The sequence below is a fragment of the Pedobacter ghigonis genome, assembly GCF_903166585.1.
Taxonomy (GTDB): domain Bacteria; phylum Bacteroidota; class Bacteroidia; order Sphingobacteriales; family Sphingobacteriaceae; genus Pedobacter; species Pedobacter ghigonis.
Genome location: NZ_CAESCM010000029.1, coordinates 1 through 15,794 on the forward strand (window position 1 = coordinate 1; position 15,794 = coordinate 15,794).

General features: G+C 39.3%; 13 protein-coding genes. 9 read left to right on the forward strand and 4 right to left on the reverse strand.

Annotated elements, in window-relative coordinates; genetic code table 11:
• The first annotated feature begins 221 nt into the window (after positions 1–221).
• The 8 genes from HWV58_RS23995 to HWV58_RS24030 all read left to right on the forward strand — a co-directional run bounded on the left by HWV58_RS23995 (position 222) and on the right by HWV58_RS24030 (position 11,375).
• On the forward strand, positions 222–1,826 hold the full coding sequence (locus HWV58_RS23995; RefSeq protein ID WP_175636541.1) for a sulfatase family protein: 1,605 nt from the start codon (positions 222–224) through the stop codon (positions 1,824–1,826).
• Positions 1,827–2,104: 278 nt separating this feature from the next.
• On the forward strand, positions 2,105–3,232 hold the full coding sequence (locus HWV58_RS24000; RefSeq protein ID WP_175636542.1) for an SGNH/GDSL hydrolase family protein: 1,128 nt from the start codon (positions 2,105–2,107) through the stop codon (positions 3,230–3,232).
• Positions 3,233–3,237: 5 nt separating this feature from the next.
• Positions 3,238–4,026, forward strand: a complete 789-nt coding sequence (locus tag HWV58_RS24005; RefSeq protein WP_175636543.1) for a glycoside hydrolase family 16 protein — start codon at positions 3,238–3,240, stop codon at positions 4,024–4,026.
• Positions 4,023–6,059 carry a family 20 glycosylhydrolase gene (locus HWV58_RS24010; protein WP_175636544.1) on the forward strand — a complete coding sequence of 679 codons (2,037 nt, stop codon included), beginning with the start codon at positions 4,023–4,025 and terminating at the stop codon, positions 6,057–6,059. The genes HWV58_RS24005 and HWV58_RS24010 overlap by 4 nt, the downstream gene beginning before the upstream one ends.
• Before the next feature lie 79 nt (positions 6,060–6,138).
• Positions 6,139–8,373: an alpha-L-fucosidase gene (locus HWV58_RS24015; RefSeq protein ID WP_175636545.1), complete on the forward strand. Its 2,235-nt coding sequence runs from the start codon at positions 6,139–6,141 to the stop codon at positions 8,371–8,373.
• A gap of 88 nt (positions 8,374–8,461) precedes the next feature.
• A complete protein-coding gene (locus HWV58_RS24020; RefSeq protein WP_055914859.1) occupies positions 8,462–8,773 on the forward strand; it encodes a DUF3467 domain-containing protein in 312 nt (103 codons plus the stop codon).
• A 77-nt stretch (positions 8,774–8,850) separates the two neighbouring features.
• Positions 8,851–10,074 carry an OmpP1/FadL family transporter gene (locus HWV58_RS24025; RefSeq protein WP_175636546.1) on the forward strand — a complete coding sequence of 408 codons (1,224 nt, stop codon included), beginning with the start codon at positions 8,851–8,853 and terminating at the stop codon, positions 10,072–10,074.
• An 11-nt stretch (positions 10,075–10,085) separates the two neighbouring features.
• Positions 10,086–11,375, forward strand: coding sequence for an SGNH/GDSL hydrolase family protein (locus HWV58_RS24030; RefSeq protein WP_175636547.1), 1,290 nt, complete (start codon positions 10,086–10,088; stop codon positions 11,373–11,375).
• Positions 11,376–11,430: 55 nt separating this feature from the next.
• Here the strand turns inward: HWV58_RS24030 and miaA are convergent, their stop codons facing one another.
• From miaA to HWV58_RS24050, 4 genes are all read right to left on the reverse strand, one after another.
• Complete coding sequence (gene miaA / locus HWV58_RS24035) at positions 11,431–12,360, reverse strand: tRNA (adenosine(37)-N6)-dimethylallyltransferase MiaA (protein ID WP_175636548.1); 930 nt, start codon at positions 12,358–12,360, stop codon at positions 11,431–11,433.
• Between the two features lie 69 nt (positions 12,361–12,429).
• Positions 12,430–13,083 carry an IS1096 element passenger TnpR family protein gene (locus HWV58_RS24040; protein WP_175636549.1) on the reverse strand — a complete coding sequence of 218 codons (654 nt, stop codon included), beginning with the start codon at positions 13,081–13,083 and terminating at the stop codon, positions 12,430–12,432.
• Positions 13,084–13,185: 102 nt separating this feature from the next.
• Positions 13,186–14,589, reverse strand: coding sequence for a CCA tRNA nucleotidyltransferase (locus HWV58_RS24045; RefSeq protein ID WP_175636550.1), 1,404 nt, complete (start codon positions 14,587–14,589; stop codon positions 13,186–13,188).
• 105 nt (positions 14,590–14,694) lie between these two features.
• On the reverse strand, positions 14,695–15,261 hold the full coding sequence (locus tag HWV58_RS24050) for an L-threonylcarbamoyladenylate synthase (RefSeq protein ID WP_175636551.1): 567 nt from the start codon (positions 15,259–15,261) through the stop codon (positions 14,695–14,697).
• A gap of 210 nt (positions 15,262–15,471) precedes the next feature.
• On the opposite strand from HWV58_RS24050, the gene HWV58_RS24055 reads away from it, so the two are divergent.
• The coding region (locus HWV58_RS24055) for a DUF4136 domain-containing protein (RefSeq protein ID WP_175636552.1) at positions 15,472–15,794 on the forward strand (323 nt) is incomplete at its 3' end.

Genomic DNA, 15,794 nt, shown 5'->3' on the forward strand with positions numbered 1-15,794 from the left:
GGTAATTATTACTATTGGAAAACGACACACCAAACGAAGTTATTCTGACAAACCGCCGTATACCGAACGGTACGTACGGTGGTGTGAGGAGACAGCAGGGAAACTAATCCCCTGCTTCTTACTCGATCAGGCTAAATTGGATTCTGGAGATATACGCATTACAAAAAGAAATTATATTTGTATGGTTTCACTTTACAGGTTAAACCCAATTATTCCATCCCATGAAGAAAATTTTAATACTGCTATTCTTTTGCTTCCATGTAGTAGCTTTTGCACAGCATAAGCAACCTAATATTATTTTTGTTTTGTCCGATGATCATGCTTACCAGGCCATTGGTGCTTATGGGAACAAATTAATCAGTACCCCGAATATAGATCGCCTGGCAAAATCGGGAGCCTTGTTTAATAATGCAATTGTTTCGAATGCGATTTGCGGACCAAGCCGAGCTGCCTTTATTACCGGCCAATACAGTCATAAAAATGGCTACAAGGTTAATGATGGCGTTTTGGATACCAATCAACGTTTTTTACCAGAGATATTAAGCGAAAATGGCTATCAAACAGCATGGATTGGGAAATGGCATTTAGGTAGCCTGCCAAAAGGATTTGATTACTGGAATGTGATGCCTGTGCAAGGCCATTATTTTAACCCTGATTTTATTAACCAAAAGAACGATACTGTACTGTACCATGGCTATGTAACAGAGGTAATCACCGAGCTTACCAAAAAGTATTTAAATGATCGGAATCGCGATAAACCGTTTTTTCTGGTTGTAGGCGAGAAAGCTACACACAGGGAATGGTTACCAGATTTACAGGATTTAGGTGCTTACGATTCGATAGAGTTTCCATTACCCGCAACCTTTTACGACGATTACAAGGGAAGGACAGCCGCTGCAAAGCAGTTAATGGGGGTAGGAGAGGTTTTGACCCTTAAAACCGATTTAAAAATTAACCAGCCTTTCGGAGAAAAACCAAAGGTAAATAACCAGCCTGTGCGGCCAGCTGTTAAAGGCAAAGAAATCGAAGAATCCATGATGCGTTACTATCAGCAGGGCGAATACTCTCGCATGGATAGTTTGCAAAGTAAGGCCTATCGCAACTATTATGGCCAGCTTTCTAAAATTTTTGAACAACAGCAATTAACAGGTAATGCTTTAAAAGAATGGAAATTTCAGCGATACATGAAAGACTATTATGCTACAGCCAAATCGCTGGACCGGAATATCGGTGAAATATTAGATTATCTGGATCAGAATGGCTTGAGCGAGAATACCATAGTTATTTATGCATCAGATCAGGGATTTTATTTGGGCGAACACGGTTGGTTTGATAAGAGGTTCATTTACGAAGAATCGCTTCGAACCCCTTTTATTATCCGGATGCCTCAATTGCCGGCGTTAAAGAATAAAAAATTAAACCAAATCATCTCCAATGTAGATTGGGCGCCAACTATTCTTGATTTTTCGGGCATTAAGAAACCAGGCTTTATGCAAGGCAAATCTTTTCTGCCCGTATTGAAAAACCCACAAATCAAAAACTGGTCAAAAGAGGGTGCTTATTACCATTATTATGAATACCCCGGGCCACATTATGTATCGCCTCATTTTGGCATCCGTACGGATAATTACGTACTGGTTCGTTTTTATAAAGGTACAGAAGCCTGGGAAATGTATGATCTGAAGAAAGATCCCAGCGAATTGAAAAACATTATCGACGATAAAAATTATAGCACAATCAAAAGTGAGTTGAAAAAGAAGCTGAATGCGCTAATTGTAGCTTCGGATGATAAGGAAGCATTAAAAGTATTTAATCAACAATTATAATTACCCAAAATATATACCTAACCCAGGTAAAACCTTCTTATTTGTGAGTAAATGAAAGCCCTGAAAAAGGGCTTTTTTTGTTGTTTTTTAAAATATCAAATTTGTTACAATACGTCAAACGTTTGCGGAAGAGCTGGATTTCAATCCTTTAGTTTAATTGTATTTGCTTTAATTAACTTAGTACTGAGAAGTTTTAACTGAACATTAAAAATAGCTCATCCTATACATGATAAAGTCAGGTGTAAGATTATAATTGAACACACAAACAAACACAATAAATGAAACCTATTACTTTTTTATGGGCACTGGCTGCCTTAATGGTGCATAGTTTGGTAAGCTATGCACAAACCGATCCTGGTTTAAAATGGTTTAATCCGCAACAATATCCTTATGCAACACTAAAAGGAAAAGCCTGGCAAAATACCGATAGTGCCAATTACTATAACCGCTTACCTATAACAGCCGAAAAGGTGGTAAGGAAAGAAGTTTGGAATTTAGCAAAGAATACGGCCGGCGAATACCTCGATTTTACTACCAATGCATCGAAAATTGTGGTAAAATATCAAATTACCGGGGCAAAAAGTTTAGATAATATGGCAACTCTTGGGGTGAGTGGTGTTGATTTGTATGCACAGGATGTTGATAACAAATGGCATTGGATTAAGGCAAGCTACAGCTACCGCGATACTGTTACCTATAGTTATGAAAATTTCGATAATACCGTAAAGATTAAAAAACTACGTTTATACCTGCCTTTATACAATATCCCTAAATGGTTAAAAATTGGAGTAGTGGCAAATAGCGAGTTTGCTGTTGAAAAGACTGATGAACAAGCTCCGTTAGTATTTTATGGTACATCTATTATGCAGGGGGCTAGTGCAAGCAGACCCGGAATGGCCTGGCTCAATATATTAGGCCGAAAATTAGATCAGCCTGTAATTAACCTGGGCTTTTCTGGCAATGGTAGATTAGAAACCCCACTAATTGATTTAATGAGCCAAACAAAAGCTAAGCTTTTTGTACTCGATTGCCAGCCCAATTTAACTGATAAAACAGTTTACCCTGCAGAAGAAATTGAAAAACGAATTACCGCTTCAGTACAAATTTTAAAGGAAAAGCACCCTAATACGCCCATATTATTGGTTGAACATAGTGTTGGTTTAGCAAGTGCCAATTTAGATTCGGCGCTTACCGGAAAGTACATCTGGACTTCTCAGGTACTGAACAATACCTATCAAAAAATCAAAAAATCAGGTGTAAAGGGACTTTATATCTTAACAGCAAAAGATATTGGTTTTACCGACGATAGCACCATTGATGGTACGCATCCAAATGATTTTGGCATGATGCAGTATGCAGCTGCTTATGAAAAAATAATCAGGAAAATTATAGACATTAAAAAATAACTGACATGAAAAATTTTCAATGGTTAGGCTTGCTACTGGTTTTATTGTATTCCTGCTCGGTAAACAAAGGCTATCGGCAGAAGGCTTCCTGGACGGAGAATTTTAATCAGAAAGGTTCTTTCGATACCAAATTCTGGTCTAAAATACCCCGCGGTGGTGCTGACTGGAACCGGCACATGAGCAATAACGATAGTTGTTATGCCATGCGGGATGGTAAAATGATACTTAGGGGGATAAAAAACGTTGATTTATCGAAAGATACCTCACGTTATTTAACCGGTGGTATTTATACTAAAGATAAGTTAGCTTTTGGTTTTGGCCGTTTAGAAATTAAGGCTAAACTGAATGGTGCTCAGGGGGCATGGCCTGCCTTTTGGATGCTGGCAGAAAACAGTAAATGGCCTGATGGTGGGGAAATCGATATTATGGAAAGGCTGAATTTCGATTCAATTGCTTACCAAACCATTCATACTTACTATACACTTACCCTTAAAATAAAAGATAAGCCTAAATCGGGGGGGACGGCTAAGATTAATCCTGACGCGTTTAATACCTACGCGGTAGAGAAATATCCGGATAGTTTGGTATTCTTTGTTAATAACAAGAAGGCTTTTACTTACCCCAAAATAGCCACTACGGCGCAAGGCCAATTTCCCTTTAATGTAAAGCACTATCTGCTTATTGATATGCAACTGGGCGGAAGCTGGGTTGGGAAAATAAAAGATGCCGATTTACCTGTAGAAATGGAAATCGATTGGGTAAAGTTTTATCCCTTTACAAACAGCACTAAATGACAAAGAAACTGTTGCTTTGCATCATTGTAGCTTGCATTTATCTTAATTTAAATGCACAAACACAAAATGGCGATTGGGCCAGTAATCACTCACTTCAGGCTTTAAATTCAGCACCGGTTGCGCTCATCCCATTTCCTCAAAAAGTGGCGTGGCAATCCGGAAAGTTGACCGTTAAACAAGTTTCCATTAGCCCCGATGCTGTGCCACTTGTTTCATCAGCTTTGAAACGCTTGTTTGTTGGTAGCGGAGTTACCATTTCCAGGCAATCAGCTAAAAATAACGTGCTGGTAAATTTAAAAATTGCAAATCTGCCCGATCTTAAAAAAGAAGGCTATCAGCTTTCTATTTCTAAAACAGGAATTAGTATTCAGGCAGCAGATGTTAATGGATTATACTATGGTATTCAAACATTAAGACAGTTAATGCATAAAGAAAATGGATTGGTAACCTTTCAATTTTGTACCATTACAGATTGCCCGGCTTTTGCTGTAAGGGGATTTATGCACGATAATGGCCGGAATTTTCAAAGTATTGCGATGTTAAAGAAGCAACTTGAAATTCTTTCCCATTACAAATACAATACCTTTCAATGGCATTTAACCGATAATCCGGCCTGGCGGATAGAAAGCAGGATTTTTCCACAAATTAACGATGCTAAATTCAGGCAAGCTAACCGCGATCCCGATAGCACTTACAGTTTAGCTGATATTAAAGAATTGATTCGATTTGCCAGGGAAAGGTGTATTACCATTATTCCGGAGTTAGATATGCCAGGCCATAGTGCCTACTTTGAACGTGTTTTTGATTTTAAGATGGAAAGCGAGCAGGGCATGCAGACTTTAGAAAAACTGATCGATGAGTTTTGTAAAGAGATTCCTGCAGCCGATTGTCCAATCTTGCACATAGGTTCAGACGAGATTCATATTTCAAATCCAAAAGCTTTTATCAGCAGGATGAGTAATAAGGTTTTGGCCAACGGGCGTAAAGTAATGGTATGGAATCCAGGTTTACCTCCCGAAGCGGGAAGCATACAGCAGCTTTGGCGTGAAGAAGCAACAGCAAAGGTGGAGAAAATTAACCAAAATCCCATTATTGACTCATATGGAGGATACCTAAACTTTTATGATGCTGTTACTTTAATTCAGCGTTACTTTTTTCAACAAGTTTGTAACCAACCACATGGCGATAAAAATGCTTTGGGTGGCATTGTATGCTGCTGGCCAGATACCAGGGTAGCAGATAAAGAGAAAATTTTTGTGCACAATCCGGTTTGGCCGGGTGCCCTTGCCTATAGCGAAGCGGTTTGGTGCGGAAGGCAAGAAGCTAAGCCCGATTACCTTAATGTTTTGCCCTTAAAAAATACTGTAGCCAATCAATATTTTGCCGAATTCGAAAAACGCTTAACTGAACATCAAAATCGTTTTTTTGATAAACTCCCATTTCCCTATTTCAATACCTCACAAACTGAATGGCAACTGAGTAAAATTTACAAAAAAGGCAAATCGGCTGAAACTCCATCCACACAAAAAATTGCAGGGGCGGTAATCAGAATCAATCAATTCCTGTTTGCAAATCAATCTATCGATAGTTTAACCCAGGTTGATTTTACATCACATGTTTTTTGCAGTACAGATCAAACTATAAACGCTTTGATAGGTTTCGAAACTCCTGTAAGATCTAACCGGCAAAGTGCAGGTATACCTCAAAACGGGAAATGGGATGCCAATGGAGGCGAAATTTATATCAACGATGTTCAATTACAGGGGCCGGTTTGGCATAATCCTGGTGCAAATCAAAATCTTAAACCAACCTGGTTTACCGCTGCCAATGAAATACCATATACCGATGAAGAATTTTTTTGGTCGCGTAAACCAGCGCTCCTAAAGCTTAAAAAAGGCTGGAATACGATATTAATTAAAGTTCCAAAACCCATTACAGGTCAGAACTGGATGTTTGCTTTCATCCCTGTTAAACAACAAAACGGAAATTGGGTTAGCGATGCTACTATTACGTTAAAAGCAACTGAAAATTGATAATATACATTCATAATTAGCTAACAGCGATTATAAATTAATCTGAACCAAATAATAATTTTAAACACACAAATATTTAATGAAAAAATTATTGATTACATCGGCTTTTGTGGCTTCCTTTATTGGAAGTGCCATAGCGCAAACCGATAATTTAAAACCACAAAACACTATCGGCATTACTTCTGGCGATAACAAAGCCACTATTTTGGAAAAGGCAATGCATGTGGTACCTACACCAAACCAGTTAGGCGCTTTAAAAAACGAGTTTATAGCTTTTATTCACTTCGGGCCTAATACTTTTACCCGTATGGAGTGGGGTAGCGGAAAGGAAGATCCCAAAATTTTTGACCTGAAAGAACTGCATACCGACCAGTGGTGCCAGGCTATGAAATCGGCCGGAATGAAAATGGTAATTATAACCGTAAAACACCACGATGGTTTTGTATTGTGGCAAAGTCGCTATACAAAACACGGGATCATGTCATCAGGCTTTGAAAATGGTAAAGGTGATATCTTAAAAAAACTCTCAGAATCCTGCAAAAAATATGGATTAAAACTGGGTATTTACCTTTCGCCTGCAGATTTATATCAGATTGAGAGCCCCGATGGGTTGTATGGGAATTTAAGTAAAGCAACCACCCGTACTATACCACGTGAAATTGCCGGACGTCCTTTTGCTAATCAAACCAAATTTAAATTCGAAGTTGACGATTACAATGAATATTTCCTGAACCAGTTATTTGAGGTTTTAACAGAATATGGTCAGGTAGATGAGGTATGGTTTGACGGTGCACACCCTAAAACAAAAGGCGGACAGAAGTACAATTATGCCGCTTGGAAAAAATTGATCCATACGCTGGCACCAAAAGCAGTAATTTTTGGTAAAGAAGATATCCGCTGGTGTGGAAATGAGGCTGGCAGAACCCGCGATACCGAGTGGAACGTAATTCCTTATCAGCAAAACCCTGATACTGCATCTCATTTTGAGGATATGGAAGCAAAAGACCTTGGGAGCCGCGAACAGCTTTATGCTGCAAAGTTTCTTCATTATCAACAAGCCGAAACCAATACATCTATAAGAGAGGGGTGGTTCTACCGCGATGATGAGAAACAAAAAGTACGTAGTGCAGATGATGTTTTCGATATATACGAACGCTCAGTAGGTGGAAATTCTACTTTTTTACTTAATATTCCGCCTAACCGCGGTGGTAAATTTTCTGATGAAGATGTGAAAGTATTGGCCGAGGTTGGTAAAAGAATTAATGAAACCTATGGAAAAAACCAATTGGCGGCAGCGAACGGGCCCAAACAAATTTTGGATAATAATATTGGCACTTACCTGCTTTTAGCTGATAACAAGAGAAGTATTGAAGTAAGCACCCTAAAACCTATAACGATAAACAGGCTTGTTTTACAGGAAGCAATAGCCAGTCATAGCGAAAGGGTAGAACAACATATGGTAGAGGCCTGGATAGGAGGAAAGTGGCAGAAAATTGCTGAAGCTACAAATATTGGGTATAAACGTATTTTACGCTTCCCAGAAATTACCACATCAAAACTTAGGTTAACAATACTGTCATCAAGAGGAACTCCGGCTATAGCTACAGTTTCTGCACATTATTACCACACACATCCGCCTCAATTGCAGTTTACGAGGGATATAAATGGTTTAACGAGTATTTCTCCAAAAACACACGAATTTGGCTGGAAGCCTCACGGAGAAAATGCAACAGCGAACCTCAACAAAAACATTGCAATTTATTATACTACAGATGGTAGCCTGCCTACTGCCAGTTCCAGGAAATATCTCGAACCAATCCAGATATCAAAAGGTGAATTAAAAGCAATTGCCTTAAACAATAAGGAAAAAGGGGCTGTAGCATCAGAAACATTTGGTATCGTAAAAAAAGACTGGAAACTGTTGAGTAGCGACAGTGAAAGCGCAAAACATGCCGCAACAACTGCCTTTGATGCAAAGAAACAAAGCTATTGGTTGTCTGAATCAAACGAGAACCAACATCAGATTGCTATAGATTTGGGGGATACCCATAATTTAACAGGGTTTATTTATACGCCTCCTACAGATTTTGCAGGTGGAATGTTAGAAAAAGGTATTTTACAAACCAGTAACGATGGTAAAAACTGGAAGGATGCAGAAAGCTTCGAATTCGGTAATTTAATTAATGATCCTACACCAAGGACACATTATTTTAAAACAACAATATCGGCTAAATACGTGCAAATAAAAGCTACACTAATTGCAGGTGGTAAAAAAGCACTGGCCATTGCAGAGTTGGATTTTTTGGAGAAATAATTTTAACCAGGACCAACCTTTAATTAATTTCGAACATATATTTAAAATTCCGCTATTAAGCAGCGGAATTTTTTATTTTTGAGCTATTATGGAAGAACAACAAAACGAGAACCAGTTAAATATAGAGTTATCAGAAGAAATTGCTGAAGGGATTTTTTCTAACCTGGCCATTATTACCCATTCTAATACCGAATTTGTATTGGACTTTATCCGCGTAATGCCTGGTATACCAAAAGCAAAAGTTAAATCGAGGATTATTTTAACTCCCGAACATGCAAAGCGCCTGTTGGCAGCACTTGAAGATAATATTCAGAAATTCGAAGCTGTAAACGGACGCATTAAAACCCAGGAAGAACCGCCATTTCCAATGGGCTTCGGAGGACCCACCGCTCAAGCCTAAGTTTATCAAGATTCTTACAAACAAATGTTTGTTTGCTATGTTAGCATAATATATATTTGTGCTACAACCATCTATAAATGAAAAAAATCTTATTGAGCGTATTACTTTCTGCCCCGTTATGGGTTCTGGGGCAGGGTTTTCAGGTAAATTTACAAGGACAGAAACAAATTGGTATGGCGGGTGCGGGTTCTGCACTGGCTTTAGATGAAGCTTCTGTTTTTTATAACCCTGGTGCAGTAACTTTCTTAGAGAAAAACTCAGTTTCAGCAGGCGTAAACCCACTATTGTTTAAATCGGCCTTTAAACAGGCAGGTTCGAATGTTACAGAAAATGTAAAAAACAAAATTGCTCCACCATTCGAGTTTTATGCTGTTTGGGGGCCAAAATCTAACAAGTGGAAACTTGGCTTAGGGGTTTATACTCCTTTCGGCGGTTTGGTAGATTGGGGCGACAACTGGTCGGGCAAATATGCCTTAACCTCCTTAAATTTAAAAGCCATTTATTTTCAGCCTACGCTGAGTATTAAAATAACCGATCGTATTGGTATTGGTGCCGGCTTCGTGTACAACCATGGCGATGTAAATCTGCAACGCGCACTTCCTGTTAATTTTCCTGATGGCCGTTCCGGACATGCTACTTTAGAGGGTACCGGAAAAGGTTACGGCTGGAATGCTGGTTTATACATTAAAACACTCAGCAACATCTCGTTTGCTTTGGTGCACAAATCAAAAGTAATTACCAAACTGGATGGGGGATCAGCTGAATTCGATGTTCCAAAGTCGTTAACTGGTTCTTTCCCGGCAGGCAATACCTTTAATGCCGAATTGCCTTTACCGGCAACCACAAGTTTAGGCGTAGGCATTCCGTTATCTAAAAATACCACTTTGGCTTTTGATGCCAGTTGGGTACAGTGGCACATTTATCAGGATTTATCGTTTGATTATGCTAACAATACGCCGGCGTTGGCCGATACCAAATCTGCACGCAATTATCGCGACGGTTCTTCGTTTAAACTGGGAGTCAATCACCAGGCTTCAGAAAAACTGGCGTTAAGGGCAGGTGTGGGCTATGCTTTCTCTCCTGTTCAGGATGGTTATGTAACCCCCGAAGCTCCAGATGCCGACCGTTATATTTTAAGTGCAGGAGTAGGTTATACGCCTACCAGTCATTTCGAGGTAAATGCTTCATTTTTCTTTGAAGATGTGAAATCGCGTAAGCAAAAAAACATTGAAACTGGTTTAGACGGTACTTTTAAAACCCTGGTTTATGCGCCAGGTATTTCGTTAACTTATAAATGGTAGGAGAAAAATAAATGAAAAGATATATATTAAATAGTTTCATTGCTGCTGCCATTCTTTTTACAGCAGCTTGTAAACCCGAAATAGAAACACCAGCAGGCTCAACCGCAGGGCAGGCTAATTTTAGTAAATACATTGCAGTTGGTAATTCCTTAACTTCGGGGTATGCCGATGGCGGATTATACCTGGAAGGACAAAAAGTAGCTTATCCGAATTTAATCGCAGCCAAAATGGCTACTGTTGGCGGTGGTGCTTTTACCTCACCATTTTTTACCGAGGAGCATGCTAATGGTTCGGGATATATTGCTTTAACAGCATTGGTAAATGGTGCACCAACGTTAACGCCTGTTACAGAGAAGTTAGCTTACAGAGATGCGGCAAAACATTTAGATAAATACAGTGGCGAAATTCAGAACCTGGGCATACCGGGTATGCGTCTCGATTTATCTTTCGATCCGACCTTAACTTTCAGTGCTGCCAATCCTTTTTTTGAGCGTTTGCTGGCTGATGCACAGGTAGGCAAAACCAACTATTTCCAGTTTATCCAGGGCAGAAACCATACTTTTTTCTCGCTTTGGCTGGGTAATAATGATGTATTGGGTTATGCTTTAAATGGTGCGGTTATTGTTTCTACCGATCCAACTACGGCTTTGACAGATAAGGTTACCTTTTCTTCATTGTATTCCAATTTGTTAAATGTATTAACTGCTGGCGGTCAAAAAGGTATCGTAGCTACCATTCCCGATGTAACGGCTATTCCTTATTTTAATACCGTAACGGTGCCTGCTTTACTTGCCGCTGCAAAGGCAATTAATCCTGCGGCAACAGCAGTATACATCCAAACAGGTGCTGGTACGGTTAGGGCAGCAACTACCGAAGATTTAATCCGTTTACCATTCCAATCGGCCGGTTTATTCGGTCAGGGTGCGATTCCTTATGGTTTACATCCTTTAAATCCAATTGCCAATAACTGGGTACTGGATAAAGACGAAGTAGTTAAAATTAAAGATTACGTAAACAGTTATAATGCCAGTATCAAATCTTTAGCTACTGGTAAGGGTTTAGCCATTGCCGATACCTATGATTATTTTAATCAGGTTAAAACTGGAATGAATATTCAGGGGGTAGGTATTAATTCGGCATTTATTACCGGTGGTGCCTTTTCGCTTGATGGCATCCATTTAACGCCACGCGGAAATGCTGTAATTGCCAACGTATTTATTGAGGCCATTAATGCCAAATACGGTTCTACTGTTCCAACGGTTGATATTACACAGTATAGGGCGGTGAAGTTCCCGAATTAACTCAAGTCAATTACTTCAATAAAAAAAGGTTCTGAATTTTTCAGAACCTTTTTTGTTACTTCAGTTTTTCGTTTATCAATTTAACAATTTTCTCCTTTTCATCAGGCTCAAACCAGTTAATTTCCTCGTCTCTCCTAAACCAGGTAAGCTGGCGTTTGGCAAAACGGCGGGTATTTTGCTTAATGGCTGCTATGGCTTCTTCTAAAGAAATGGTTCCGTCTAAATAGTCGAAAATTTCGCTGTAGCCAACAGTGTTGAGGGCATTGTACTTCCTGAAATCCACTAACCCCTTCACTTCGTCTAATAGGCCAGTATCCATCATTTGGTCAACCCTGCGGTTAATCCTGTCGTACAACACAGCCCGGTCGGTATTTAAGCCTATTTTGATGATATTAAAAGGGCGCTCCTTTTTGGTAGCCGAGAGCATGGAAGAAAGTTTTTGTCCGGTTGATAAAAATACTTCAAGTCCTCTGATCATCCGCTGCGGGTTTTGCTGATCTACTTTCGCAAAATACTCGGGATCTGCTGTTGCCAGCTGTTCCTGTATAGCGGTAATGCCTTCTGTTTCAAATTGTTTATTTAGCTTTTCCCTGATTGTTAGATCAATATCTGGCATTTCATCTAAACCATTAATCAAGGCATTGATATAAAGCCCCGAGCCACCAACCATAATCGCGATATCGTGGTTTTCAAAAATCCGATCAAGCACTTTTAAACCTTCCACTTCAAAATCGCCTGTGCTGAACAATTGTGCCACCGAGTGCGAGTTTATAAAATGATGCTTAGCCGCTGCCAGTTCTGCTGCATCGGGTTTGGCTGTACCAATCTCCATCTCCCTGAAAAACTGACGCGAATCGGCAGAAATAATTTCAGTGCCAAAATGCTGTGCCAGCTGAATAGCCAGAGCGGTTTTGCCAATTGCGGTAGGCCCCACTATAGAGATTAAGGTTTTTGTTTTTTTAACGGTGCTACTTGTAGTAACCATAAGGTTTTTAAATGAAAAAGTCAGATGTTATACACCTGACTTGATATAATTTAGATTTTATTGAGCAGATTAATAGTCATCTTTGTGACTATCATCTTCATAGCTGTCATTGTCTGAGAATTCGTCACCAAACTCGTCTTCTTCGTTTTCTTCATCCTCATCACGTTCTTCTTCATTAATACCCATATCGCCCATGGCTTCTAATTCATCGGTATCTTCAGGTACAAAATTCATTTCATTTAAGAAATCGAATTCACCTGCAGCGGCACCGGCGGCGGCCAAACCAGGATCGGCAACAGGCGCATTGCTGCTTTCGAAAATTTTAGGTGCTTCGCCACTGCTTTTGGCTAGAAACGGATATTCGATATTCGGATCGGCATCTAATATAATTTTAACCAGTTCCACGTGGAAATCGTATGGACGGTCGAAATTATAGATGTAATAAAATTTTTGGTGTGGATCTTCAATAAAACCGCTTAATTTCGAATTCTCCATTAAAACTACACGATCTTTTTTACGTTCGCTTGGCAAATAAGCAATTTCATCACCCTTTAACCAGTTATCAGTACTTACATAAAAAGACGAAGATTTTTCCGCATTATAACCTGTAGATCTGTGGATAGCCTTGTGCAGATCTTCAAATGTCTGATTTGATTTAATGTCGATCTCTCTCACAACATCATCATAATCTTCGAAAGTAATTCTAAATTTATAAATAGCCATTATTGTATTTTGGAACCGTAAAAATAAAGTTAATTTGCATTATCGCAAAACATCAAACGTCACAAAACAAAGTGAAAAGTGACGTATTCAGCAATTAAATGATTATTTAACAGGATTTAATCCCATTTGTTTTGCCTGATCGAGCATAAAATTAAACGCTTCGTTGTAATCATTTGTGATATCGCCTTCTAATATGGCTTCGCGGATTGCATTTTTGATTAATCCCACTTCTTTTCCGGCACTTAAGCCAAAAGTCTCCATAATATCGTTGCCCGAAATGGGGGGTTGCCAGTTTCTGATTTTATCGCGTTCTTCCACATCTTTGAGTTTCTGTTTAACCAACTCAAAGTTGTTTCGGTATTTGGTTTTTTTGTACTCGTTTTTGGTGGTTACATCAGCATTGCACAAAAGCATCAGGCTTTCTATTTCTTCTCCGGCATCAAAAAGCAATCTTCTTACGGCCGAATCGGTAACAGTTTCCTGGGCGAGCACTATTGGACGTAAATGCAGCTGAACAAGTTTCTGTACATACTTCATTTTTTCGTTTAGCGGCAGTTTTAACTGTGCAAAGATTTTGGGCACCATGCGTGCACCTCTGTCTTCGTGGCCATGGAATGTCCAACCATGACCTTCTTCAAAACGTTTGGTGGCTGGTTTGGCAATATCGTGTAAAATAGCCGCCCAGCGTAGCCACAGGTCGTCGGTATCGACACAGATGTTATCCAATACTTCTAACGTGTGGTAAAAATTATCTTTGTGTCCTTTACCTTTTATAATTTCTACCCCATAAAGCTGTGCCATTTGAGGGAAAATGATTTGGAGTAAACCGGTATCAAAAAGGTGTTTAAAACCAATGGATGGTTTGGGCGACAAAATGATTTTATTCATTTCGTCGGTTATTCTTTCTTTAGATACAATACTAATGCGCTGTTTCTGCGTCTTAATCGCATTTAAGGCGGCCTCATCTATACTAAAATTGAGTTGTGTAGCGAAACGTATAGCCCGCATCATGCGCAGGGGATCATCTGAAAAAGTAATTTCCGGATCGAGTGGAGTACGGATCAGCTTATTTTCCAGATCTTCCATGCCGTTAAATGGATCTAGCAATTCGCCAAAATTACCGGCATTCAGGTTAATGGCCAGCGCGTTAATGGTAAAATCGCGGCGTAACTGATCATCGGCTAAAGTACCATCTTCAACAATCGGCTTGCGCGAATCAGAGCGGTAAGATTCCTTTCTGGCACCCACAAACTCTACTTCTAAATCCTGGTATTTAATATTGGCGGTACCAAAGTTTTTAAAAACGGCAACTTTTGTATTTAACTTTCTGCCAACAGCCTCGGCATATTCAATGCCACTGCCTACCACCACCACATCTATGTCTTTCGATGGGCGGTTTAAAAATATATCGCAAAAAAAACCGCCGATAACATAAGCTTCGGTATTGTGCTTATCGGCTATTGATGATAAGGTTTTAAAAATCGGGTTTTGTAGGTGTTGCTGCATGCAGTTGATAATAGTTATCAGCCCAGGACCCAAAAAATAAAAATGGCATGTAACCAGTATTTTCAGGCATGGGTATGATGGTAATGAATTACAAAAGTAATAAAATTACTTTCTAATAAATTCAAACTGTCCGGATGGACCAAGTTTAATAATGGTTGATGGTTTTTTACTGGTCCGGTTTTCCTGTTCAAAATCCACCACATAATCAACCGCCTCCAGTATCTCGGGAGCCATGTCATCAAAGAATTTTGGTGACGGCTGGCCGCTTAAGTTGGCCGAAGTAGAAACAATAGGCTTTCTGAAACGCTGGATTAATGGGGTGCAGAAATCGTGTTTTACAATCCGTATGCCCACACTTCCATCAGCATTAATTACGTTTGGCGCTAGGTTTTTAGCCCCCGAGAAAATCACGGTCAAAGGGTTTTCTGCATATTCGATCAGATCGTAGGCAACATCAGGTATTTCGGTAACATAGCTTTGCAGTTTGCTATCCACATCCAATAATACAATCAGGCTTTTTTCGGCCGGACGGTTTTTGATTTTTAATATTTTATCAACCGCTTCAGGGTTGCTGGCATCGCAGCCTAGTCCCCAAATGGTATCGGTTGGATACAGGATAACCCCGCCTGATTTCAAAACTTCTAAAGCCTTATTAATTTCGTCTCTAAGCATGCCGCAAAGGTATTTATAAATAGGAAGTTAAATTATGTTAATGTTTATTTTTTTTAATCCCGTAATATTTAGTTTTACAACAATTCTGGATTACCTTTTTTTAAGAGGTTTTATAGAAATCAAATGGATTTGTAAAATTTATATCAACCGTAACCTTTTCATTTTAAAATTGTTATATTTATTACAGGTTATTTACATAAAAAACGCACGATGAAAACAATTCACAAATTATTAATGCTACTTACAGTTGTATTGGCATTAGCCGGATGTAGCACACTCCGCACCGCATCCGATTACGATAAGAACGTAGATTTAAACAGTTACAAAACTTATAACTTTTACGATAAAGGTATTGCAAGGGTTAAATTGAATAACCTCGACAAACGTCGTTTAATGGCTGCTGTTGAAGCCGAAATGAATGCCAAAGGATTTACTAAAGCTGATAAACCCGATTTGTTGGTAAACCTGGTAGTGGTTGCCAGAGAAAAAACTGACGTTTACGGTCCTGCCTACTATGGTGGATGGGGTTGGGG